The organism is Nocardioides speluncae (genome assembly GCF_003121585.1).
Classification (GTDB): domain Bacteria; phylum Actinomycetota; class Actinomycetes; order Propionibacteriales; family Nocardioidaceae; genus Nocardioides; species Nocardioides speluncae.
Genome location: NZ_QEOO01000025.1, coordinates 74,601 through 96,577 on the forward strand (window position 1 = coordinate 74,601; position 21,977 = coordinate 96,577).

At 70.4% G+C, this 21,977-nt stretch carries 25 protein-coding genes; 14 read left to right on the plus strand and 11 right to left on the minus strand.

Going from position 1 to position 21,977, the window contains the following annotated elements; translation table 11 throughout:
- Positions 1 to 161 precede the first annotated feature (161 nt).
- The 3 genes from acs (at position 162) to DDV73_RS14180 (ending at position 3,746) form a co-directional block, all read left to right on the plus strand.
- Positions 162 to 2,159, plus strand: a complete 1,998-nt coding sequence (gene acs / locus DDV73_RS14170) for an acetate--CoA ligase (RefSeq protein ID WP_109507898.1) — start codon at positions 162 to 164, stop codon at positions 2,157 to 2,159.
- Between the two features lie 228 nt (positions 2,160 to 2,387).
- Positions 2,388 to 2,789 carry a phage holin family protein gene (locus tag DDV73_RS14175; protein ID WP_109507899.1) on the plus strand — a complete coding sequence of 134 codons (402 nt, stop codon included), beginning with the start codon at positions 2,388 to 2,390 and terminating at the stop codon, positions 2,787 to 2,789.
- A gap of 138 nt (positions 2,790 to 2,927) precedes the next feature.
- Positions 2,928 to 3,746: a YwqG family protein gene (locus tag DDV73_RS14180; RefSeq protein WP_109507900.1), complete on the plus strand. Its 819-nt coding sequence runs from the start codon at positions 2,928 to 2,930 to the stop codon at positions 3,744 to 3,746.
- On the opposite strand, the gene DDV73_RS14185 is transcribed toward DDV73_RS14180, so the two are convergent.
- From DDV73_RS14185 to DDV73_RS14205, 5 genes are read right to left on the minus strand one after another with little or no spacing between them, the layout of a single operon-like run.
- Positions 3,740 to 4,915 (minus strand): MarP family serine protease, encoded by a 1,176-nt coding sequence (locus DDV73_RS14185; protein WP_109507901.1) that lies wholly within the window; start codon positions 4,913 to 4,915, stop codon positions 3,740 to 3,742. The two genes, DDV73_RS14180 and DDV73_RS14185, sit on opposite strands and share 7 nt — an antisense overlap.
- A 14-nt stretch (positions 4,916 to 4,929) precedes the next feature.
- Positions 4,930 to 5,661 (minus strand): NUDIX hydrolase, encoded by a 732-nt coding sequence (locus tag DDV73_RS14190; protein WP_109507902.1) that lies wholly within the window; start codon positions 5,659 to 5,661, stop codon positions 4,930 to 4,932.
- Positions 5,658 to 6,302: a TlpA disulfide reductase family protein gene (locus tag DDV73_RS14195; protein ID WP_109507903.1), complete on the minus strand. Its 645-nt coding sequence runs from the start codon at positions 6,300 to 6,302 to the stop codon at positions 5,658 to 5,660. Before DDV73_RS14195 ends, DDV73_RS14190 begins: the two co-directional genes overlap by 4 nt.
- Positions 6,299 to 7,012, minus strand: coding sequence for an endonuclease III (nth, locus tag DDV73_RS14200; protein WP_109507904.1), 714 nt, complete (start codon positions 7,010 to 7,012; stop codon positions 6,299 to 6,301). Before nth ends, DDV73_RS14195 begins: the two co-directional genes overlap by 4 nt.
- A 29-nt stretch (positions 7,013 to 7,041) precedes the next feature.
- Positions 7,042 to 7,509 (minus strand): CBS domain-containing protein, encoded by a 468-nt coding sequence (locus tag DDV73_RS14205; protein ID WP_109507905.1) that lies wholly within the window; start codon positions 7,507 to 7,509, stop codon positions 7,042 to 7,044.
- A 139-nt stretch (positions 7,510 to 7,648) separates the two neighbouring features.
- On the opposite strand from DDV73_RS14205, the gene DDV73_RS14210 reads away from it, so the two are divergent.
- From DDV73_RS14210 to DDV73_RS14225, 4 genes are read left to right on the plus strand one after another with little or no spacing between them, the layout of a single operon-like run.
- The gene (locus tag DDV73_RS14210) at positions 7,649 to 8,926 is read left to right on the plus strand and encodes an ArsB/NhaD family transporter (protein WP_240617284.1); all 1,278 of its coding nucleotides are present in this window, start codon (positions 7,649 to 7,651) and stop codon (positions 8,924 to 8,926) included.
- A gap of 30 nt (positions 8,927 to 8,956) precedes the next feature.
- Positions 8,957 to 10,072, plus strand: coding sequence for a winged helix DNA-binding domain-containing protein (locus DDV73_RS14215; protein WP_109507907.1), 1,116 nt, complete (start codon positions 8,957 to 8,959; stop codon positions 10,070 to 10,072).
- A gap of 54 nt (positions 10,073 to 10,126) precedes the next feature.
- Positions 10,127 to 10,804 (plus strand): Crp/Fnr family transcriptional regulator, encoded by a 678-nt coding sequence (locus tag DDV73_RS14220; protein WP_109507908.1) that lies wholly within the window; start codon positions 10,127 to 10,129, stop codon positions 10,802 to 10,804.
- A 10-nt stretch (positions 10,805 to 10,814) separates the two neighbouring features.
- A complete protein-coding gene (locus DDV73_RS14225; RefSeq protein WP_109507909.1) occupies positions 10,815 to 11,201 on the plus strand; it encodes a hypothetical protein in 387 nt (128 codons plus the stop codon).
- Positions 11,202 to 11,267: 66 nt separating this feature from the next.
- On the opposite strand, the gene DDV73_RS14230 is transcribed toward DDV73_RS14225, so the two are convergent.
- Positions 11,268 to 11,861, minus strand: coding sequence for a hypothetical protein (locus tag DDV73_RS14230; protein ID WP_206050874.1), 594 nt, complete (start codon positions 11,859 to 11,861; stop codon positions 11,268 to 11,270).
- Between the two features lie 83 nt (positions 11,862 to 11,944).
- Here DDV73_RS14230 and DDV73_RS14235 point away from each other — a divergent pair, with 83 nt between their 5' ends.
- Positions 11,945 to 12,532 carry a TetR/AcrR family transcriptional regulator gene (locus DDV73_RS14235; RefSeq protein WP_109507910.1) on the plus strand — a complete coding sequence of 196 codons (588 nt, stop codon included), beginning with the start codon at positions 11,945 to 11,947 and terminating at the stop codon, positions 12,530 to 12,532.
- A gap of 53 nt (positions 12,533 to 12,585) precedes the next feature.
- On the opposite strand, the gene DDV73_RS14240 is transcribed toward DDV73_RS14235, so the two are convergent.
- The 5 genes from DDV73_RS14240 to DDV73_RS14255 form a co-directional block, all read right to left on the minus strand.
- Positions 12,586 to 13,371: an MBL fold metallo-hydrolase gene (locus tag DDV73_RS14240; protein WP_109507964.1), complete on the minus strand. Its 786-nt coding sequence runs from the start codon at positions 13,369 to 13,371 to the stop codon at positions 12,586 to 12,588.
- A gap of 73 nt (positions 13,372 to 13,444) precedes the next feature.
- Positions 13,445 to 14,416: an NUDIX hydrolase gene (locus DDV73_RS14245; RefSeq protein WP_109507911.1), complete on the minus strand. Its 972-nt coding sequence runs from the start codon at positions 14,414 to 14,416 to the stop codon at positions 13,445 to 13,447.
- 4 nt (positions 14,417 to 14,420) lie between these two features.
- Positions 14,421 to 14,879 (minus strand): RidA family protein, encoded by a 459-nt coding sequence (locus DDV73_RS14250; protein ID WP_109507912.1) that lies wholly within the window; start codon positions 14,877 to 14,879, stop codon positions 14,421 to 14,423.
- The gene (locus DDV73_RS28435) at positions 14,876 to 15,034 is read right to left on the minus strand and encodes a Sp36 family protein (RefSeq protein ID WP_170126029.1); all 159 of its coding nucleotides are present in this window, start codon (positions 15,032 to 15,034) and stop codon (positions 14,876 to 14,878) included. Before DDV73_RS28435 ends, DDV73_RS14250 begins: the two co-directional genes overlap by 4 nt.
- Positions 15,035 to 15,085: 51 nt before the next feature.
- On the minus strand, positions 15,086 to 16,411 hold the full coding sequence (locus DDV73_RS14255) for an erythromycin esterase family protein (protein ID WP_206050875.1): 1,326 nt from the start codon (positions 16,409 to 16,411) through the stop codon (positions 15,086 to 15,088).
- 143 nt (positions 16,412 to 16,554) lie between these two features.
- On the opposite strand from DDV73_RS14255, the gene DDV73_RS14260 reads away from it, so the two are divergent.
- The 6 genes from DDV73_RS14260 (at position 16,555) to DDV73_RS14285 (ending at position 21,975) form a co-directional block, all read left to right on the plus strand.
- Positions 16,555 to 17,574: a permease gene (locus DDV73_RS14260; RefSeq protein WP_240617285.1), complete on the plus strand. Its 1,020-nt coding sequence runs from the start codon at positions 16,555 to 16,557 to the stop codon at positions 17,572 to 17,574.
- Complete coding sequence (locus tag DDV73_RS14265; protein ID WP_109507914.1) at positions 17,571 to 18,242, plus strand: TIGR03943 family putative permease subunit; 672 nt, start codon at positions 17,571 to 17,573, stop codon at positions 18,240 to 18,242. Before DDV73_RS14260 ends, DDV73_RS14265 begins: the two co-directional genes overlap by 4 nt.
- 30 nt (positions 18,243 to 18,272) lie before the next feature.
- On the plus strand, positions 18,273 to 19,481 hold the full coding sequence (locus DDV73_RS14270; RefSeq protein ID WP_109507915.1) for a sensor histidine kinase: 1,209 nt from the start codon (positions 18,273 to 18,275) through the stop codon (positions 19,479 to 19,481).
- A gap of 28 nt (positions 19,482 to 19,509) precedes the next feature.
- On the plus strand, positions 19,510 to 20,202 hold the full coding sequence (locus DDV73_RS14275) for a response regulator transcription factor (RefSeq protein ID WP_240617286.1): 693 nt from the start codon (positions 19,510 to 19,512) through the stop codon (positions 20,200 to 20,202).
- Between the two features lie 84 nt (positions 20,203 to 20,286).
- Positions 20,287 to 21,039 carry an enoyl-CoA hydratase/isomerase family protein gene (locus DDV73_RS14280; RefSeq protein WP_109507917.1) on the plus strand — a complete coding sequence of 251 codons (753 nt, stop codon included), beginning with the start codon at positions 20,287 to 20,289 and terminating at the stop codon, positions 21,037 to 21,039.
- A gap of 126 nt (positions 21,040 to 21,165) precedes the next feature.
- The gene (locus tag DDV73_RS14285; RefSeq protein WP_109507918.1) at positions 21,166 to 21,975 is read left to right on the plus strand and encodes an ABC transporter ATP-binding protein; all 810 of its coding nucleotides are present in this window, start codon (positions 21,166 to 21,168) and stop codon (positions 21,973 to 21,975) included.
- Positions 21,976 to 21,977: the final 2 nt, after the last annotated feature.

The window sequence follows — 21,977 nt, forward strand, 5'->3', positions numbered from 1 at the left end:
CGTCCGAGCTTGATGGAGGGGGGTTGGCGAAGCGGGGCTGCGACCGCAACGTGGTCGCAGCCCCGCAGGTCTGACCCTCGTCGTACCGCCCTGTCAATGGTGACCGGGGCCACTAGGCTGAAACTGCCGTTCTAGTCGATCGATGAGGCGTGGGAGCAACGATGTCGGAAGAGACCCTGTCCAACCTTCTGCACGAGAACCGGAGGTTCGAGCCGCCGGCCGAGCTGGCCGCCGACGCGAACGTCAAGGCCGACGCCTATGAGCAGGCGCGCGCCGACCGCGAGTCGTTCTGGGCCGAGCAGGCCAACCGGCTCGACTGGGCACAGACCTGGGACCGCGTGCTCGACTGGGACAACCCGCCGTTCGCGAAGTGGTTCGTCGGCGGCCGGCTGAACGCGGCGTACAACTGCGTGGACCGGCACGTCGAGGCCGGCCGCGGCGACAAGGTCGCGTTCCACTTCGTCGGGGAGCCCGAGGGCACCGATGGAAAAGCAGAGGGCCGCGACATCACCTACGCCCAGCTCAAGGACGAGGTGTCCAAGGCGGCCAACGCGATCGCCGCGCTTGGTGTTGCCGCCGGCGACCGGGTGGCCATCTACATGCCGATGATCCCGGAGGCGATCGTCGCGATGCTGGCGTGTGCCCGGCTCGGTGCGCCGCACACCGTGGTCTTCGGCGGCTTCTCCGCCGAGGCGCTGTCCAGCCGGATCCTCGACTGCGGCGCCAAGCTGGTGATCACCGCCGACGGCGGCTACCGGCGGGGCGCTGCATCGGCGCTCAAGCCCGCGGTCGACGAGGCGGTCGCCAAGGTCGAGGCCGAGCAGGCGGGGCTGGTCGAGAACGTCCTGGTGGTACGCCGTACCGGCCAGGAGGTCGCGTTCGGTGACCGCGACGTCTGGTGGCACGACGCGGTCGACTCCGCGTCGGCCGAGCACGAGCCCGAGGCGTTCGACAGCGAGCACCCGCTCTACGTCATGTACACCTCCGGCACCACCGGCAAGCCCAAGGGCATCCTGCACACCACCGGCGGCTACCTCGTCGGCGCGTCGTACACCCATCACGCGGTGTTCGACCTCAAGCCGGAGACCGATGTCTACTGGTGCACCGCCGACATCGGCTGGGTCACCGGCCACAGCTACATCGTCTACGGCCCGCTCGCCAATGGCGTCACCCAGGTGCTCTATGAAGGCACGCCGGACACCCCGCACAAGGGCCGCTGGTGGGAGATCGTGCAGGACAAGAAGGTCACGCTCTTCTACACCGCGCCGACCGCGATCCGGACCTTCATGAAGTGGGGCCGCGAGATCCCGGACAAGTTCGACCTGTCCTCGCTGCGGCTGCTCGGGTCGGTGGGCGAGCCGATCAACCCGGAGGCCTACATCTGGTACCGCTCGGTGATCGGCGGCGACCGGACGCCGGTCGTCGACACCTGGTGGCAGACCGAGACCGGGATGATCATGATCTCGCCGCTCCCGGGTGTCACCGCCAGCAAGCCCGGGTCGGCGATGACGCCGCTGCCCGGCGTCTCGGCCGACGTGGTCGACCTCGAGGGCAAGCCGGTCGGCAACGGCGCCGGCGGCTACCTGGTGCTGACCGAGCCGTGGCCCGCGATGCTGCGCACGCTGTGGGGCGACGACGAGCGGTTCAAGGAGACCTACTGGTCGCGGTACGCCGCCCAGGGCTTCTACTTCGCCGGTGACGGCGCCAAGAAGGACGAGGACGGCGACCTGTGGCTGCTCGGCCGCGTCGACGACGTCATGAACGTCTCCGGCCACCGGTTGTCGACCACCGAGATCGAGTCGGCGCTGGTGTCGCACCCGCGGGTCGCCGAGGCGGCCGTGGTGGGCGCGGCGGACGAGACCACCGGCCAGGCGGTCTGCGCGTTCGTGATCCTGCGCGAAGGTGGCTCGGGCGCCGAAGGTGACGAGCTGGTCCAGGAGCTGCGCGGCCACGTCGCCAAGGAGATCGGCGCCATCGCCAAGCCGCGCCAGATCATGGTCGTCGCCGAGCTCCCGAAGACCCGCTCCGGCAAGATCATGCGCCGCCTGCTCCGCGACGTCGCGGAGAACCGCCAGGTCGGCGACGTCACCACCCTCGCCGACTCCACCGTGATGGACCTGATCGCCAAGGGCCTGTCGTCGGGCAAGGCCGAGGACTGAGGGCTCCCCGGCCAGCCGGTGGAATCCCCGGCCGGCCGGGGATTCCTGACGTTGTTGGGTGTTGCAACGCCCAACAACGTCAGGAAGAGGCTGACAACCCTGGGCCGCCAGCCAACCGCCGTGGTCTCGCGAGAAGGACTAGACCCACGCCTACCTCGTACGGCGGAGCGCAGGTTGTAGGGTCATCAACGACGTTTCGACGACGGCGAGCGAGCAGAGGAACGATTGATGGCATCCGACAAGGTGCAGCCCGACGAGCCCACCATCGGACGGCTCGTCTCAGACGCCAGCCGGGACATCTCCAGCCTGATCTCCAAGGAGATCCAGCTCGCCAAGTCGGAGATCAAGGTCAGCGTCAAGGCCGGCGGCCTGGGTGCGGGAATGTTCGCCGCGGCGGCGTTCCTCGGTCTGATCGCGATCATCCTGGCGTCGATGACGATCGCCTATTTCATCAACTGGAACGGCGACGGCCTGGACTTGCACTGGGCGTTCCTGATCGTCACGCTGTTCTACCTGCTGGTCGCCGCGCTGCTGGTGTTCGTCGGCCTGCGGATGGTGAAGAAGGTGAAGGCGCCCGAGCGTGCCATCGCCCAGGCTCAAGAGACCAAGGGCATTCTCAGCAAGCGCTGACCGAGGTCTACTGCTGCACAAGAAGGGCGGAAGGCCATCGATGCACCGCGCCGCGGCGACGGCGAGAATGACGAGTCGTACCTCAAACGGCTCGCCCAGTCGCAACTCCCCGACGACATCGCGGCCAGTTGGCTGCGCATGCTCCGTCCCGCGATCCAGCTGACCACCGCCCACCCCGGCGACCCGATCGTCGCCCGGATCGGCGGTCGCCCGCGACTGCCCACCGACGTCGAGTGGCCGGAGTGGGACGGGCACGGCCCGCTCTCCTTCATCGCCGAGGTCGACCTCGGCGCCCTCGCCCAGCTCGGCCTCGACGCCGGCATCCCGCTGCCGAAGCAGGGCTACCTGTCGTGCTTCTACTTCGACGGCACGTACGACGAGAACGCGGGCATCGTCAGCGTCCAGGACACCGACTCGATGGCCGGCGCCCGGATGCTGCACCTGGAGGGCGACGGCGTACGGCGGGCGCGGCGCGCGGCGGACCGGGTCCCCGTCTTCGAGGAGCGGCTGCTGACCGGACAGCAGATCATGACTGCACCGAGCTATGAGCACCGCACGCTGGTCGAGGCGTTCGGCACCCCCGGCCAGGACTACGACGAGTGGCTGGCGCACCCGATCAACGCGGAGCCGTTCACCAAGGCCCTGGCCGAGATGCGCGGCGACGGCGAACCCCTCCACCAGATCGGCGGCTGGGCCGCCCCGGAGCAGGAGCCGGTGGAGCTGGACGCCGCCCATGCCGCGCTCGAGCTCGGCAGCAGCTGGGACGACGCCCGGGTCGAGCGCGAGGCCGAGCGGTGGACGCTGCTGCTGCAGGTCGACTCCGACGGTGACATGTGCTGGGGCGACGTCGGCAAGCTCTACTGGCTTGCCCGGCACGACGACCTCGCCGCGGACAAGCTCACCGACACCGCCTTCACCTGGCAGTCCGGGGCTCAGCCCGGATCCACGGCTCAGTAGGTGCAGCCGCCGGTGTCCACCTGGTCGCTGGCACGGACCCCGCTGGCCGCCGCCTCGGCGACCTGGTCGGCGGTGAGCGCGTAGCCGGTGTCGTCGTCGGTGACCGAGGCCGCGAAGACCACGCCGACCACGTCGCCGCCCGAGGAGACGAGCGGGCCTCCGGAGTTGCCGGGGCGGATCTTGCCGCGCACCGAGTAGACGTCGCGGATCACCGAGCCGCCGCCGTAGATGTCGGGTGAGCGGAGCCGCTGCTGGGCGCGGATCCGGGCCACCTGGACGTCGTACGGGCCGTCCTGCGGGTAGCCGACCACCGCGACGCCGTCCTTGGCCTTCGCGCCGCGGTCGAACTTCAGGACCGGCCGGCCGCTGTCGTCGAAGGAGAGTACGGCGACATCGAGCTCGGAGTTGTAGTAGACGACCTCGGCGTCCACCCGGTCCTCGCCCACCAGCACCTCGGGGTCGTCGACGCCGGCGACCACGTGGGCGTTGGTCATCAGCCGGTCGTCGGCGTACAGGAAGCCGGTGCCCTCGACACCGCGGCCGCAAGAGTTCTCGCCGTGGATCTTCAGCACGCTGGGCTCGACCCGCTCCACGTCCGGGTCCTGCAGCAGCCGCTTCGGGCCGGGCGCCACCTCGACGATCCGCTCCGGCGCGAACGGCTCGAGATAGCGCGGGAAGAAGGTCGTCCCAACGACGTCGTTGAACGCCTTCAGCGCGTTGCCGGCCGAGCCGGGCAGCGCCTTGTTGACGCTGGCGAGCACGTTGGACTCGCGTACCAACGGCGTGACCGGCCCGATCCGCGCGCCGCTGACGGCCACGCCGAGCGCCCACGCGACGATGAGCACGGCGATCCCGCTGAGCACCGCGCCGCCCACGGCGTCGACCGCGCGCGCCGGCTGCCACTGGATCTGCTCACGGATCTGAGAGCCGGCGTACTGGAGCGCGGCCTGCCCGATCGACGCGGACAGGATCACGATGAACAGTGCGCCCATCGACACCCACAGCCCGGGCTCGGCGTTGCCGAGCGCCAGCGGCGCCAGCCAGATGCCGACCAGGCCGCCGAGCAGCAGCCCGGCCGTCGCGAAGGCACCGGTCACGAAGCCCTGCCAGTAGCCGGACAGGGCGTAGGCCGCCACCAGGACCAACAGCAGCCAGTCGAGGACGTTCATGTGTGCCTCACGTCCTAGGAGTCGTCGTCGCTGATGTCGAGCAGCTCGGCATCGCGGTCCTGCGGCTCGGTCCTTCGAGGACCACCCTGCAGCATGTACGCCGGAAGGTCACGCACTCTCTTGTCGTCCCAGGGGATGGTCCAGCCGACGAAGTCGAAGAGCCGGGCGATGATCCCGGCGGTGAAGCCCCACAGGATGACGTCCTTGTCATCGCCGATCAGGAAGCCGGGGCCGACCCAGCCGATCGGGTGCCGGACGCCGATCCGGTGCTCGGGATCGAGCAGGTCGTCGATGGCGACGTGGTGGATCGCGTGCACCTCGTCCTCGCTCACGACGCGCGCTTGCACGGTTTCGCGACCCCAGCCCAGCACCGGCGTGACCGCGAAGTTGCTCGGCGGCAGCCACAGCACCGGCAGCTCGCCGAAGACGTCGACGCTGGCCGGGTCCAGCCCGGTCTCCTCATCGGCCTCGCGCAGCGCGGTCTCGACCGCGGTCTCCCCCGGGTCGACCGACCCGCCGGGGAACGACACCTGGCCGGGGTGGGAGCGCATGTGGTGCGCCCGCTCGGTCAGCAGCAGCTCTCCGCCGCGCTCGCCGTCACTGAACAGCATGAGTACGGCGCCCTGCCGGGCCCGGCTGCCCGGCGGCGGCGTGAACCGAGTGAGGTGGCGGGCCTTGATGTTCGCCGCGGCCTCCCGGATCGGCTCCATCCAGGCCGGGAGCTCGACGTCTCCGGTGACGGTCATGAGAGCGTCACGTCCAGGTGCTCCTCGACCAGGTCGACCAGCTGTTCCTCGCTCTTGACCTGTACGAAGACCTGCTGGCTGATCTCGCCGTCAGCGTCCACGAACAGCCACATCGGCAGCTTGTTGATCACCGGCAGCGGCTCGGCGGCGGAGAGCTCGCCGCCGGGATCGGCCACGAGCGGGAAGGTCACCCTCGCCTGCTCGGCCATCACCATCGCCAGGTCCGGCAGCCGGTCCTGGAAGTTCACGCCCAGGACCTGGACCTGGTCGCCGTACTTCTTGTGAAAGTCCTGCAGGATCGGCAGCTCGTCGCGGCACGGCTTGCACCACTGCGCCCAGAGGTTCACGACCAGCGGTCCGCGCAGCGCGGACAGGTCGACGTCCTTGCCGCCACCGAGGCAGGGCAGCGTCACCTCCGGCAGGCCGTCGTCGACCGGGTCGCCGGTCCCTGGCACGCAGTCCTCGATGCCGGCCCGTTCCTTCTTCCGGCGCAGCTCGGCGGTGTCGACGTCGACCTTCGAGCCACCGACCTTCTGCGGCACGATGAAGCCGTCGTCGTCCTTGTCGCCCGTCCCCGGCGCGCAGGCGGCCAGCGACCCGGCCAGGACGACAGCGACAAGCAGGACGAGCGGTCGTCTCATGCGCGGCCCTCGGTACGGACCAGCTTGGCGGCCACCTCAGCGTCGGTCGGGCCCTCGCCGTACGACGGGCACCAGCGCGCCACCGGGCAGGCACCGCAGGCCGGCTTCTTCGCGTGACAGATCCGGCGGCCGTGCCAGATCAGGTGGTGGCTGAGCATCGTCCAGTCCCGCTTCGGGAACAGCTCGCCGATCGCGTGCTCCGCCTTCACCGGGTCGGTGAGCTCGGTCCAGCCGAACCGGCGCGCGAGCCGCCCGAAGTGGGTGTCGACGGTGATCCCGGGGATCCCGAACGCGTTGCCGAGCACGACGTTGGCCGTCTTCCGGCCGACGCCCGGCAGCTTCACCAGGTCGTCGAGGCGCGGCGGCACCTCACCGTCGTAGTGCTCGACGAGCGCGGCGCTGAGCTTCAGCAGCGACTCGGTCTTGGCCCGGAAGAACCCGAGCGGGCCGATGATCGTCTCGAGCTTCTCCCGGTCGGCGGCGGCCATCGCCTTCGCGTCCGGGTACGCCGCGAACAGGGTCGGCCGCACCGCATTGACCCGCTTGTCGGTGGTCTGCGCGGACAGCACGGTGACCACCAGCAGCTCGAAGGCGTTGTCGAAGTCGAGCTCACACTTGGCGTCCGGGTAGGTCTCGCCCAGCACCCGGTCGATCTTGCGGGCACGCCTGACCAGCGCAGTCCTGGATACGTCGGTCACGGTGTTCGCCATGCCGCAAGAGTAGATGGCCGCGCCGACAGCTACGTGGTCGCGGCTTCCGGCATCAGGCGGGCCAGCAGCTGGGACACGCTGATCGCGCCGATCATCGGCGCCGTCTTGCTCATCGACTCGACCACGGCGACCAGCGGGCACCGGTTCGCGGCCATGATCGCCGCGATCTCAAGCATCGTGTCGTCGGGGGCAACGATCGGCAGCGGCACCCGCTCTTTGGGCAGCAGGTCCCGGACCGTCTTCTCCTCAAGCGCGTCGCAGAGGTGGTCGGCGAACTCCTCGTCGAGTACCCGGGCCAGCGCCGGGTCGTCCTGCACGTAACGCGGGATCAGGAACCGCAAGACCTGGGAGCCCGGCAGGATCGCCACCGGATGGTCGTTGGCATCGACCACGATCAGGCCCGGCCGGCCGACCTCGGTCAGCAGCCGGGCCGCGTCACTCGCCCGAGAGTCTGCCCGCACCGTGGGGTACGGCGCGGCAATATGTTGAGCCTGCACGCTTCGAGGCTAGCGCGGGGTCTCGGCAATATCGCATGGCCTGTGCCTGGATTCCGTTAGTATGTACCCCTGGTGCGCCGGGAAGTCTGGTCGGCTTCAGTTGCTCTACGCCCTCGTCGACCCCGCTCAGGAGCCGCCCGTGGCTATCGCCGCCATCACCATCTTCGTCGTCGCCTACATCCTGCTGGCCACTGAGTGGGTCCATCGGACCAAAGTCGCGCTCGTCGGCGCCGGCCTGATGCTGCTGCTCCACATCTCCGACGCCGAGAAGGCGTTCTTCAGCGAGCACACCGGCATCGAGTGGAACGTCATCTTCCTGCTGTTCGGCATGATGGTGATCGTCTCGGTGCTGCGGCGTACCGGCGTCTTCGAGTACGTCGCGATCTGGGCCGCCAAGCGCGCTCGAGGCAAGCCGTACCGGCTGATGGTGATGCTCTGCCTGCTCACCGCGTTCGCCTCGGCGCTGCTCGACAACGTCACGACAGTGCTGCTGATCGCGCCGGTGACCTTCCTGGTTTGCGATCGGCTGGGGCTGCGGCCGGCGCCGTACCTGATCGCGGAGGTGATGGCCTCCAACATCGGCGGTGCCGCCACGCTGGTCGGTGACCCGCCGAACATCATCATCGCCGCCAAGGGCGGCCTCAGCTTCAACGACTTCCTGGTCCACATGGCACCGATCGTGCTGATCCTGCTGGTGGTGTTCTGCGGGTTGTGCCGCTGGCTGTTCCGCGCCGAGTTCACCTATGACGCGAAGCGGGCCGCCTCGGTGATGAAACTGAACGAGAAGGAGGCGATCACCGACAAGGCACTGCTGGTCAAGGCGCTGGCCGTGCTGCTGGTGGTAGTCACGGCATTCGTGCTGCACCCGGTCCTGCACTATGAGCCGTCGATCGTCGCTCTGCTCGGCGCGGGCCTGCTGGTGCTGATCACCGACGTCACCGCGCAGGACGCGCTCGAGGACGTGGAATGGCCGACGCTGGTCTTCTTCGCCGGGCTCTTCATCATGGTCGGCGGCCTGGTCGAGACCGGGGTCATCGGCAACGTCTCCGAGGCCACCGCCGACGCCACCGACGGCCGGCTCGGCGTCGCGACCTTCGGTCTGCTCGGCGGCTCGGCACTGCTGTCGGCGATCATCGACAACATCCCGTACGTCGCCACGATGAGCCCGATCGTCGCGACCCTGGTCGAGAGCCACGGGTCGAACGGTCAGGTGCTGTGGTGGGCGCTGGCCCTCGGCGCCGACCTCGGCGGCAACGCCACCGCCATCGGCGCCTCCGCCAACGTGGTCGCGCTCGGCATCGCCGAACGCCAGGGCCACCGGATCAGCTTCTGGACCTTCACCCGTTACGGCCTGGTGGTCACCGTGGTCACCGTGGCGCTGTGCGTGCCGTACCTCTGGCTGCGCTATCTCGCCTAGCTTGTCGGTGGGTCGTCGTAGCGTGACGGCATGGGTACGACGCTGACGCGGGAGGACGTGCTGGCGTTCCGGGTGCGCGCTCACCAGCTCGACCGGGACGCCGGCGCCGGGACGCTCGCCGACACCACGATCCTGGACACCGGCGTCCAGGACACCGGTCCGGACGGCGCGCGCTGGGCGCTGGCGATCCGCGGCGTCGACGTGACGACGGTGACCGACGACGACGTCGCGATGGCATGGACGCTGCGCGGCGCGCCGCACCTCTACCGGCGCGCGGATCTCGGTGCGGTGGCCGCGGCCGTCGCGCCGCTGTCCGACGCCGACGCGGGGAAGCGGATCTTCGACGCGTCCAAGCCCTTGAAGGAAGCCGGGATCGGCAACCTCGAGGCGCTGGACGCGATCGCCGACGCGATGCGGAAGATCGTCACCGAGCCGCTGGTCAAGGGCGAGGTCTCGACCCGGCTTACCGAGGCGATGCCCGAGCCGTACCGACGCTTCTGCCGCCCTTGCAACACCATCCACCTCTACGAGCAGACCTTCCGGCTCTCCGCGCTGCGCGCCGGCCTGGAGCTGCAGCCCGGCACCTCGCCGCCGGTGCTGCAGCCGATCCCCGGCTTCAAGCCCCATCAGCGGGTGGCCAAGCGGTACGACGTGATCCGCGGCTACCTGCGGCTGCTCGGCCCTGCAACCCAGAAGCAGGTGTCGGAATTCGTCGATGCGCCGGTGAAGGACATCAAGGCCCACTGGCCCGAGGATGCGGTCGAGGTCACGGTCGAGGGCGAGCGGCGGTGGGCTCTCGACCTCGACGACGGCGGCCCGGCACCCGCGGTAACTCGGCTGCTCGGCCCCTACGACCTGTTCCTCCAGGGCCGGGACCGGCCGCTGCTGGTCCCCGACCCCGACAACGCCAAGTCGCTGTGGCCGGTGATCGGCCGGCCGGGCGCCGTACTCCATGAGGGTGAGCTGGTCGCCGCCTGGCGTCCGCGACTGTCACATGGAGGTCGGGCAGGCAAGAAGCTCCGCCTGCAGATCGAGCCGTGGCGAAGGCTGTCGGCAGCCACCCGCACGTCGATCGAGGAGCAGGCCGAGCGACTCGCCGCATTCCGAGGAGTGCTACTGACCACGGTGGAGTACGACGCTGGATAGGATCAGAGTGACGTTCACCCTGTTCCCAGGGGTGGCAACGAACTTGGAGGAACCGTGGACAACGACGTACTCCGTCAGGCGCCGCTGTTCAGCGCGCTCGACGACGAGGCAGCAACGGCATTGCGCGCCTCGATGTCCGAGCAGCGCCTGCGGCGTGGTGAGGTGCTGTTCCACGAGGGCGACTCCGGCGACAAGCTGTACGTCGTCCTCGACGGCAAGGTGAAGCTCGGCCGCACCTCCTCGGACGGCCGCGAGAACCTGCTTGCGATCCTCGGCCCCGGTCAGATGTTCGGCGAGCTCTCGCTGTTCGACCCCGGCCCGCGCTCGGCAACCGTCACCGCGGTGACCGACTCGTCGTTCGCGTCGCTGTCCCACGAGGACCTGATCCGCTGGCTGGAAGGCCGCCCCGTGGTCGCCCGCGGACTGCTCTCCCAGATCGCGAGCCGGCTGCGCAAGGCCAACGACGTCAACGCCGACCTGGTCTTCTCCGACGTGCCGGGCCGGGTGGCCAAGGCGCTGCTCGACCTGGCCGACCGCTTCGGGCGGACCGCCGACGACGGCGTCCACGTCCACCACGACCTCACCCAGGAGGAGCTGGCCCAGCTTGTCGGCGCCTCCCGCGAGACGGTCAACAAGGCGCTCGCCGACTTCGCGTCGCGCGGCTGGCTGCGGCTGGAGCCGCGCTCGGTCGTGATCATGGACATCGAGCGGCTCTCGCGCCGCGCCAGGTGACATCCAGCCGATGCTGAGCGCGGACGACGCGCTCGCGCTGGTCAATGCCCTCATCCGGGACCTCGGAGGTGCCTCGGGCTGGGTGGCAGCGAATGCGGTGCACCAAGGTCTGCACCCCGCGCCCGGGGCTGGCGACACCTTCCTCATCGAGATCCGCGACGCCCAGGGCCGGACCGCGGGCTGGGTGTCGATCGCGGCAGGTGACGCCGCCCTGGCGGCCGAGTCCGCCGCTGCCAACCTGCAGGACCTGCTCGCCGAGAGCGCCGAGATGTGGGGCGAGCCGGTCCCTCGGTGTGATCTGCACGGCCAGCATCCGATGACCGCGGAGGTCGTTGACGGTACGGCGATGTGGCGTTGCGGCGGAGTCTCCGTGCGACCGGTCGTGCCCATCGACTAGGTGCATCCGCCGGTTGAACGAACGTTTGTTCAAAGCGGCCGGTTGAACAAACGTTCGTTCAACGCGTCAGACCTGTGCCCGCTCCTCCGGCGAGACCGACGCGGCCTCGGCGGGCTCCTGCGCGTCGGCCGGCGCCTCCTTGGGCGAGAACGTGTAGCTCGCCGAGATCGCCAGGTCGATCAGCAGGATGATGCCCCAGTTGCGGATCGAGTAGGCGAAGGTGGCGGTGCGGTCCCAGTCGCCGACGTACAGGATCGCGAGCCCCATCAGGCCGCTGCCGACGCTCCACGCCACCAGATGCTGGAGCCAGCCCTTCCACTCCCGCCGGGCGCGGGCGGCGCCGTACTTCGGCTTCGGCGCCGGCGTCGGGCCGCCGCCGAACCGGTGCGCGAAGCGGACGTCGGCCCAGCGGATCATGCTGTGCCCGAAGCCGACCGAGACGCCGATGTAGACCGCGGCGAGGGTGTGCGCGAGGTGCGCGTCCGCGCCGTTGCGAAGGTCGATGGTGGTCGCGGTCAGCAGGATCAGGTCGACGAGCGGCGCGGCGATCAGCAGCGCGGCGCCGAGCTTGGGACGGCGCAGCAGGTAGCGCGCGATCAGCCCGGCGGCGATCACCACCCAGAACAGCACCTCGCAGACCAGGATCAGGGCGACGAGCATGTCTTTCTCCCCCTCGAGATTGGCTTGACACCAAGACCGTTTTGATACGAGCGTATTAATACGACTGTGTCAGAATAGCAGGCATGCCGAAGACCGTCGATCACGAGGCCCGTCGGGTGGAGATCGCCGAAGCGCTGATGCGGGTCGTCCGCAGGGATGGGTACGCCGGGATCTCGGTGCGCAACGTCGCTACCGAGGCAGGCTGGTCGGCCGGTGCGATGCGCTACTACTTCGCCAGCCAGGCCGAGCTGCTGTCGTTCGCGCTGCTGGCCATCGCCGACCGGATGGGGCCTCGGATCGACGCCCTGCTGACTGCGGCCACTGACCTCCACGGCATCGAGGCGGCTCTCGCCGAGACGCTCCCGATCACCGAGGAGCTGCGGGCCGAGTCGGAGGTGTGGCTCGGCCTGGTCGCGGCCTCCCGCACTGACCGCACGCTGCGCCCCCTCGCCGAGCGAGCCCACACCGCACTCCGCGGCTTCTACGTCGAGACCGTCCGCCGGCTGGCGGAGGTGACGGGCGCCGACTTCGACCAGGAGGCCGAGTCGGTCCGGCTGCACGCATTGATCGACGGGCTCGCCATCCAGGGCACCCTCTACCCCGACCAGCTCACCCCGGACACCATGCGCGCGGTGGTACGCCGCCACCTCACGAGCCTGACGAGCGGATAGTCCAGAACGTTTGACATCACTTCGGCCGCGAAAGTGATGTCAAACGGCCTGGACTATCCCGCTCCGGCGCGGGTGGTGAGGTAGGCAAGCTGGGCACGGACGGAGAGCTCGGCGGCGGGCCAGAGGACCTGGTCGACGTCGGCGTAGACGCGCTCCACCACCGCCCACGGCGTGACGGTGGCGCCGGAGCCGGCGTCGAGGTCGACGTGCGGGAGCGCGCGGGCAAGGGTCGACTCGTTGGTGAGCGCCAGCACCGCCGCCTCGACCTGGGCCAGCCGCTCGCGCCGGTGCGCGATGTAGAAGTCCAGGGCGCCGAGCGCGTCGTCGATCACCGGTCCGTGCCCGGGCCAGATCGCGGCAACCTCGTGCTCGGCGGCCAGGGCGTGCAGGCGGTCCAGCGAGCCGAGGTAGGCGCCGAGCTGGCCGTCGGGGTGGGCCACCACAGTGGTGCCGCGGCCGAGCACGGTGTCGCCGGTCAGCACCGTCCGCTCGGCGGGCAGCACGAACGACAGCGAGTCCGCGGTGTGCCCGGGCGTGCCGACCACCCGCAGCTCCAGGCCGTCGACCTCGACCACGTCGCCGTCGATGAGGCCTTCGGCGCCGAGCCGGTACGCCGGGTCGAGGGCCCGCACCCCGCAGCCCATCCGCTCGGCGAACTCCCGGGCGGCCTCGGAGTGGTCGAGGTGGTGATGGGTGAGGAGGACGACGCCGACCTCGCCGGCCTGCTCGGCGACCGCATCGAGGTGCTCGAGGATCGACGGTCCCGGGTCGATCACCACCGAGCGCCGGGCGCCCGGCTCGCGGAGCACCCAGGTGTTGGTGCCGTCGAGGGTCATCATGTTCGCGTTCGGCGCCAGCACACACCGGCCGCGCTCGCCGAAGTCGCCGCCCGCCCAGCTCACGGGAGCGTCCTCATGACCCGTGCACCTTCTCGTAGAGCTCGGCGAACCGGTCCGGGATCTCCAGCGTCGCGCCCTCGTCGTCGAAGACCGCAATCGGCTCGACCATGTCTGCCGGCGCGGCCGCGGCGATCTCGAGGGCGGCGGCCGGCGTCGGGGCGTCGTACAGCTCGAGCAGGGTGCAGTACGTCGGCGGCAGCATCAGCATCTCGCCGGCGTCGACCGAGGCCACGGCGGCGCGGATCGTGGACCAGTGCACCCGGTCGGACTCGGTGGACACGTCGCGGGTGCGCTGCCCGGCCGGCAGCGTCGCGACGAAGAAGTACGTGCGGTAGCGGCGCGGCTCGAAGACCGGCGTCAGCCAGGCCCCGAGTGCGGCCAGCAGGTCGGTACGCAGCACCAGCCCGCGCCGCTCCAGCAGCTCACTGAACGCGAGCGCCCGGGACTCGAGTGCGACACGGTCGGCCTCCCAGTCGTCGCCGGTGGTGTCGGCGACCACGGTCGTGTCGGTCCCGGCCAGCAGCACGCCCGACTCCTCGAACGTCTCCCGCACCGCCGCACACACCAGCGCCTTCGCCTGGTCCGTGTCACAGCCCAGCCGCTTGCCCCATTCCTCCGGCGACGGCCCGGCCCACAGCCGCGCCGCCAGGTCGGCGTCCCGGTCGTCGACCCCGCCACCCGGGAACACGCTCATCCCCGCCGCGAACTCCATCCCGACATGGCGCCGCAGCAAGTAGACCTCGAGCTTGCCTCGGTCCTCGCCTTGGTTTCGAGACGGTTGCTGCGCAACCTCCTCAACCAGCGGCAGCAGTTCCCCGTCGGTTGAGGAGGTTGCGCTAGCAACCGTCTCGAAACCAGGGGACGGCGAACGCAGGAGGACGACGGTGGCAGCGTTGCGGGGCTCGACGGCGACCCGCCGGCCGTCGGCGTACTCCCGCGCGGTCTCGACGAGCGCCGGCGGCAGCCGCCGGGTGGGGTCCGGCACGACGTCAGACCTCGACGATCAGCTCGACCTCGACGGGCGTGTCCAGGGGCAGCACGGGCGCGCCGACCGCGGACCGGGCGTGCCGGCCGGCTTCGCCGAACACCTCACCGAACAGCTCGGAGGCACCGTTCGCGACCCGCGGCTGGCCGGTGAAGTCCGGCGTCGAGGCGACGAACGCGACCACCTTGACGATCCGCTTGACCTTGCTCAGGTCGCCGATCTCGGACTTGACGGCCGCGATGGCGTTCAGCGCGCACTGTTGGGCGCACGCGATCGCCTCCTCCTCGCTGACCTCGCCACCGACCTTGCCGGTGAACATCAGCTCGCCGGACTTCATCGGCAGCTGGCCCGAGGTGTAGATGTAGTTGCCGCTGCGCACGGCCGGGAGGTACGACGCCACCGGCTTGGCCACCTCCGGCACCGTCAGCCCGAGCTCGGTGAGCCGCTCCTCCGGCGTGCTCATGCCTCCACCGGCCGCTTGAAGTAGCCGACGAGGTTCTCCGGGTTCATGCCCGGCGCGATCTGGACCAGCTCCCAGCCGTCGGAGCCGAAGTTGTCGAGGATCTGCTTCGCCGCGTGCGTGAGGATCGGCGCGGTCAGGTATTCCCACTTGGTCATGCTGCTGAGCGTAGTGGCCACGCCTGGAAGGCGTGACCACCAGTGGCCGGGTCAGCGGAGGTCGGAGGCACGGACCTCGTCGAAGTGAACGACCACGTCGTAGCTCGTCGCCAGCGCGGTCTCGAGCGGGGCGTCCGGCCAGACCAGACCGACGAGGTTGCTCGGCCGGCTGCCGGCGGTCCAGGCACGCGCGGCCGGGCCAACGCGGCGCAGGTCGACCAGGTAGTCGTCGTACCGCACCCGGTCGAAAGTCTCCTCGTTCGAGCCGGGCGCTGCGCCCTCGATCGCGAAGACGCCGAGCCGCCCGCCGAACTCGCCGTCGTACGCGTTGAAGGAGCCGTGCTCGAAGGAGGTACCCACCGGCAGGTAGCCGGCACCGAGCGCGCGGTTCAGCACGCCGCCGACGGTCTCGGGGAACAGGTCCGGCTGCGAGCTGACCCGGGTCACGTGATTGTCGTGCGCGGAGTAGAGGACGCGGTCGCCGACCACCTCACGCCACCACAGCAGGTTCTTCGCCATCTGCTCGTCGCGGTAGCGCATCGACTCGGCGAACTCGGTGGCCATGTCGTACGCATAGAGCATGGCCGTCTGCATGACCGCCTCGGCGTGCCGCAGCGCCCAGGTGTACGCCGTGTGATCGGCGCCGGGCCCGGCCGCTGCGAGCAGCGTGTACGCCGTCCTGGCGTCAGCGGCGAGCTGATCCCTGTCGCCTTGCGGGAGGTCGATGTACCCGGCCATCTGCTCCTCCGGCGTCTGGCCGGGCGCCGGCCGCAGGTCGGCGTACAGACGCGCGATCCGATCGGCGAGCGCGGCGTCGCGCGACCCGGCGTACTCCTCGACGGCGTCGAGGACGTTGGGTCCGGCGTAGCCGAGGTCGGCGCCGACGAACCGGACGCGGTCGCCCGGGTGCCGCAGGTTCCAGGCACGCATCCACTCGACGAGGTCGACGTACTCCTCGGTGTTCCAGAACCGGTAGGGACGGACGAACTCGGCCCGCATGATCGCGTGCGGGTCGCCCTCGCCGGTCTGGACGTAGTGGTCCAGCTTCAGGCCGGTGCTCCACGGCGCCTCCAGCGCAAAGGTGCGGAAGCCCTTGGCTCGCACCAGATAGCGCAGCACCCGGTCCTTCAGCGCGAAGAACTCGTGGCTGCCGTGCGTGGCCTCGCCGACCCCCACGACCGTGGCATCGTCGACCATCCGACCGAACGGCCGGAGGTCGCCAGCCGGGCCGCCGGGCTCAACTGACCGCAGCGGATGCGCGCGGCGCTCGATCTGTTGTACGACGACGTCGCTGGTCGCCTGGGCGGGAACGACGGGCGCGGCGATGACGGCCAGAGTGCCGGTAGTGACGATGGCTGCGGTGAGGATGGTGCGCATTGCTGCTCTCCTTGAGGTCGGTCTTCGGTGTTACCTCACGATCGCGATCGACGAGCGGGAGCGCAGTGGCTCTCGACCGTCTATCCAGGTAGGGAAAACCCCACCCCTGGAGAATGGTTCTCATCCGCGTTAGGCTCCCGCGCGTGTCGGTCGAAACCACCAGCGACGAAGTCGCACAAGAGAAGCCACCTGCCGACAAGGCGGGGTGGGCCAGCGGCGCTTCCCTATGGATCGTGGTGGGCATCGTCGGTGCCTGCCTGCTCCTGCGCGGCCAGATCTCCGGCCGGCTCGACTCCCCCGCCTTCCTCGACTTCGCCACCCGCTTCGTCTCGGTGATGGTCCAGGCGACGCCGTTCCTCGTCTTCGGTGTGCTGATCTCCGCCGCGATCTCGGCGTTCGTGCCGGCCTCGGCGCTGCAGCGGCTGCTCCCGGAGAACAAGGCGCTCGCCGTTCCCGTGGCGGGCGCCGCCGGTGTGATTCTCCCCGGCTGTGAGTGCGCGTCGGTGCCGATTTCCGGCAGCCTGATCCGGCGCGGCATCGCCCCGGCAGCCGCCCTGACCTTCCTGCTGGCCGCACCCGCGATCAACCCGGTGGTGCTGGTGTCGACCGCGGTGGCGTTCCCGAACCGCCCGGACATGGTGATCGGCCGGCTGGTCGCGTCGTTCGCGGTCGCGGTGATCATGGGCTGGCTGTGGCTGCGGTTCGGCAAGGCCGAGTGGCTGACCATGGGCCGGCGTACGCCGCACGACCACGACGGCGAGAACAAGGTGGCCACGTTCCGTGACGCGATGCAGCACGACTTCCTGCACGCCGGTGGCTTCCTGGTGATCGGTGCGGCAATCGCGGCCGCGTTCAGCACCTTCGTCCCCAAGGACATCGTCGACACCCTCGCCGACAACTGGATCCTCGCCGTACTCGCGCTGGTGCTGCTCGCCTTCCTGGTGGCGATCTGCTCGGAGGCCGACGCGTTCGTCGCGGCGAGCTTCGTGGGATTCTCCGACACCGCCAAACTGGCCTTCATGGTCGTCGGCCCTGCCGTCGACGTGAAGCTGGCCTCGATGCAGGCCGGCGTCTTCGGCTCCAAGTTCGCCATGAGGTTCGCTCCGGTCACCCTGGTGGTGGCCACGCTGAGCGCCGTGATCGTTGGGTGGGTGCTGCTGTGAACCGTCAGGCCGCCTCGTGCGTCGTCACGCTGATCGGAGCCGCCATGCTGCGGCTGTCGATCACCGACGAGCACCTCTCCTACATCAAGCCGTGGATGCAGTATCCGCTCCTGGTCTCCGCAATCGTGCTGCTGCTGCTCGGCCTGCCCGGCCTGTTCCTGGTCAAGGAGGACGACGAGCACGACCACCAGCCGACCGTCGCCTGGGCGATGCTGGTGCCGGTCCTCGCGCTGCTGGTGATCGCGCCGCCGTCGCTGGGCAGCTACGCCGCCGCCCGGACGCTCCGGCCCGCGCCGCCGCCCGCCGAGTCGACGTTCTCCAAGCTGCCCTCGGCCGACATCAACAAGATCAAGATCGGCGAGTTCGTGGTGCGCGCCAACTACGACACCGGCAAGTCGCTGGAGGACCGCCAGATCGAGCTCACCGGCTTTGCGGTCAAGGACTCCAAGGGCTGGTACATCGCCCGTATGTCGATGGCCTGCTGCGCGGCCGACGCCTTCACCCAGGCGGTCCGGATGGACGGCGCCGAGGCACCCAAGGACGGCCAGTGGGTGCGCGTGGTGGGCACCTGGGTCGACTCCGACAAGGAGTACCCGCGCGAGGACATGCCGACGATGGCACTCGAGTCCATCGAGCAGATCAACGAGCCGCGCCAGCCTTACGAGTAAGGCTGCCGGCGCGTCCGTAGGCTCGGGACCATGCAGAGCCCGCCCCGGTTGACGCCGACGCTGCTGCCGCAGCCGATCCGGCTGACCCGGCGCGGCCAGCAGATCTTCGATCTGTTCCTTGCCGGTGGGCTGCTGCTTCCGGTCCTCGCCTTCCCGATCGTCGGCATGCCCTGGGAGGACACGCTGCTGTCGATCGGCCTGCTGGCGCCGCTGTTCTGGCGGCGGCAGCACCCGTTCGCGGTGGTACTCGCGGTCTCCGCGGTCAGCCTGACCCAGGTCCTGACGATCAACACCGCGCTCTATGCCCAGATCGGGCTGCCGATCACGATGTACTCGGTGGCTCGGTTCGGCACCACGCTGCAAGGGCTGGTCTCGGTCGGGATCGGCTTCATCGGTGCCGTGCTGGCCAGCATCGACTGGCTGCGCCACTACGCCGGTAACCAGCTGACCTTCGGCGCGTTCACGTCGTACTTCATCTCGATGTCGGTCGTGGTGATCGCGTCGTGGGCGCTCGGCACGCTCGGCCGGACCCGGCGGGCGTACGTCGACGCGCTGGTCGAGCGCGGCGAGCGGCTGGAGCGCGAGGCCGCGCAGCAGGCCGAGCTGGCGGCGTCCGACGAGCGGGCCCGGATCGCGCGGGAGATGCACGACGTGGTCGCGCACGGGCTGTCGGTGATCGTGGTCCAGGCCGACGGCGCGCGGTACGCCGCGGCCAAGGACCCCGGCGCGGCGGTGGACGCGCTAGCGACGATCTCGGCGACCGGCCGGGACGCGCTGGCCGAGATGCGCAAGATGCTCGGGCTGCTGCGCTCCGACCAAGGCAACGGGGGCACCGGCACCCGTCCGCAGCCCGGCCTGGCCGACCTGCCGTTCCTGGTCGACGAGGCCAGGGCCGCGGGGATGGACGTGGACGCGACGCTGCCGCCAGTGAACGTCGCGGTGCCCGACGGCGTCGCGCTCACGGCGTACCGGGTGGTGCAGGAGGCGCTCACCAACGTCCGCAAGCACGCCGGCCTGCAAGCGCAGGTGACGGTGGCCGTCGACGTGGTGACCGGGCCGCGGGGTCCGGAGGTGCGGGTCGACGTCGCCGACGACGGCCGCGGCGCCGCAGCGACCGACGACGGCAATGGGCTCGGGCTGGCCGGCATGCACGAGCGGGTGGTGGTGCACGGCGGCACCCTCGACGTCGGCCCACGGCCGGGGGGCGGGTACGGCGTGTCTGCGAGGATCCCGTTGTGAGCGAGGAACGAGCGAGCGGTCCGGCACCGTGAGCGAGGGCGAGAAGATCCGGGTCTTCCTGGTCGACGACCAGCAGCTGGTCCGGACCGGATTCCGGATGCTCGTGGACAGCCAGGACGACATGGCGGTCGTCGGCGAGGCCGGTGACGGCGCCGCGGCGCTGGAGCTGCTCGAGGTGACCCGGGCCGACGTCGTACTCATGGACGTGCGGATGCCGCGGCTGGACGGTGTCGAGGCGACCCGGCGGCTGGCGGCCCGGGCGGAGACGGCGGCCGGAGCGCCACGGGTGATCGTGCTGACCACCTTCGACCTCGACGAGTACGCCTTCGCCGCGATCAAGGCCGGCGCCGCGGCGTTCCTGCTCAAGGACGCCGCACCGCCCGACCTGCTGGGCGCGATCCGCGCCGTACACGGTGGCGACTCGGTGGTCGCGCCGTCGACGACCCGGCGGCTGCTCGACCACTTCGCCGGCTCGCTGCCCGACCACGACGCCTCCGGTGCGGCCGCGCACGACCGGCTGGACACGCTGACCGACCGCGAGCGGGAGGTACTCACGCTGGTGGGACGCGGCCGTTCCAACACCGAGATCGCCGCCGACCTGGTCGTCGCCGAGGCGACCGTGAAGACCCACGTCAGCCGGATCCTCGCCAAGACCGGCTCCCGGGACCGGGTCCAGCTGGTGGTGCTCGCCTACGAGACCGGTCTGGTCACGCCCGGCTGACGGCTCTCCTGGGATTGGCACCAAGGCGTCTGTGGCCTGGACCGTCCAGGCCAACGGCGGCGACGCGGGGTTAGCCTGCAGGACATGACCGGACTCGAGTATGCGGTGGACGGTGGTGTCGCCCACCTGACGATGAACCGCGCGGACGTCGCGAACGCCGTCGACCTGCCGACGGCGCGCGAGTGGGGCGCCGCCGTGGAGCACGCCGCCCAGGACCCGGCCGTCAGGGTCGTGCTGATCAGCGGCGACGGGGCGCGGTTCTGCGCCGGCGGCGACCTCGGCTCGATGCTCGGCGAGCCGGACCCGCCGGCGTACGTCAAGGAGCTGGCCGACACCCTCGACGCCGCCTTCCAGCAGCTGGTCGCGATGGAGAAGCCGGTCGTCGCGGCCGTGCACGGCGCGGCCGCCGGGGCCGGCCTCTCGCTGGTGCTGAGTGCCGACCTGGTGGTGGCCGCGCGGTCGACGAAGTTCCTGGCGGCGTACGGCGCCGCCGGCCTCACCCCGGACTGCGGCATGTCCTACCTGCTGCCGCGCGCCGTCGGCCAGCAGCGCGCCCTCGAGGTGCTGCTCACCGGGCGGGTGCTGACCGCCGACGTCGCCCGCGAGTGGGGCCTGGTCACCGAGGTGGTCGAGGACGGCGAGCACCTCACCCGCGCCACCGAGATCGCCACCCGGCTCGCCGCCGGTCCGACCTTCGCCCTCGGCCAGGCCAAGCGCCTGTCCCGCGCCGCCTGGACCACCACCCGCGCCGAGAGCGGTGCCGACGAGTCCGACACCATCAGCAAGGCGGTCTCCACCCAGGAGGCCCAGCAGCTGATGTCCAAGTTCGCCAAGTAGTGCGACCCTGAGCCTCGCCGTACGACCTGGGATGTACGGCGCGGGGCGGGGTCAGCCTGACGGGGTACGCCGAGTTCGGCCCACGGCCTGACGATCGGTGAGCCGAACGTTCATAGCGTCAGGGACATGCTGGAAACGACGACCCAACAGCCCACCCAGACCACCCCCAACACCGCCCTCGCGGCGAGCGCGCGCGGCCTGACCAAGACCTACGGCCGCGGCGATGCGCAGGTGCACGCGCTGCGCGGCGTCGACCTGGACCTGCCGGCCGGCCGGTTCACCGCAATCATGGGCCCGTCCGGGTCCGGCAAGTCGACCCTGATGCACTGCCTGGCCGGGCTCGACCAGCCGAACAGCGGCTCGGTCGCCGCGGCCGGCGTCGCGCTGGAGTCGCTCGACGACACCGCGCTGACCAGGTTCCGGCGCGACCACCTGGGCTTCGTGTTCCAGGCGTTCAACCTGCTGCCGATGCTGACCGCCGGCCAGAACATCCTGCTGCCTCTGGAGCTCTCCGGCCGCGGCCAGGACGCCGACACGAAGGCCCGCTACGACTACGTGATCGGCGTGCTCGGCCTGACCGACCGGATCGGGCACCGGCCCAGCGAGCTGTCCGGCGGCCAGCAGCAGCGGGTCGCGATCGCCCGGGCGCTGGTGAGCAACCCGGCGATCGTGTTCGCCGACGAGCCGACCGGCAACCTGGACAGCGAGTCCTCGGCCGAGGTGCTCGGCTTCCTGCGCCGCTCGGTGCGCGAGCTGGGCCAGACCGTGGTGATGGTGACCCACGAGCTGGAGGCCGCGGCGTACGCCGACGACGTGGTGGTGATCAACGACGGCGTGGTCGTCGCCCACCTGGCCGAGCCGTCGGCCGAGCAGCTGGTCGCGGCCCTCCGTGCCCGCACCGGCGCCCCTCACGACAACGGGCAGGGCGCCGCCTGATG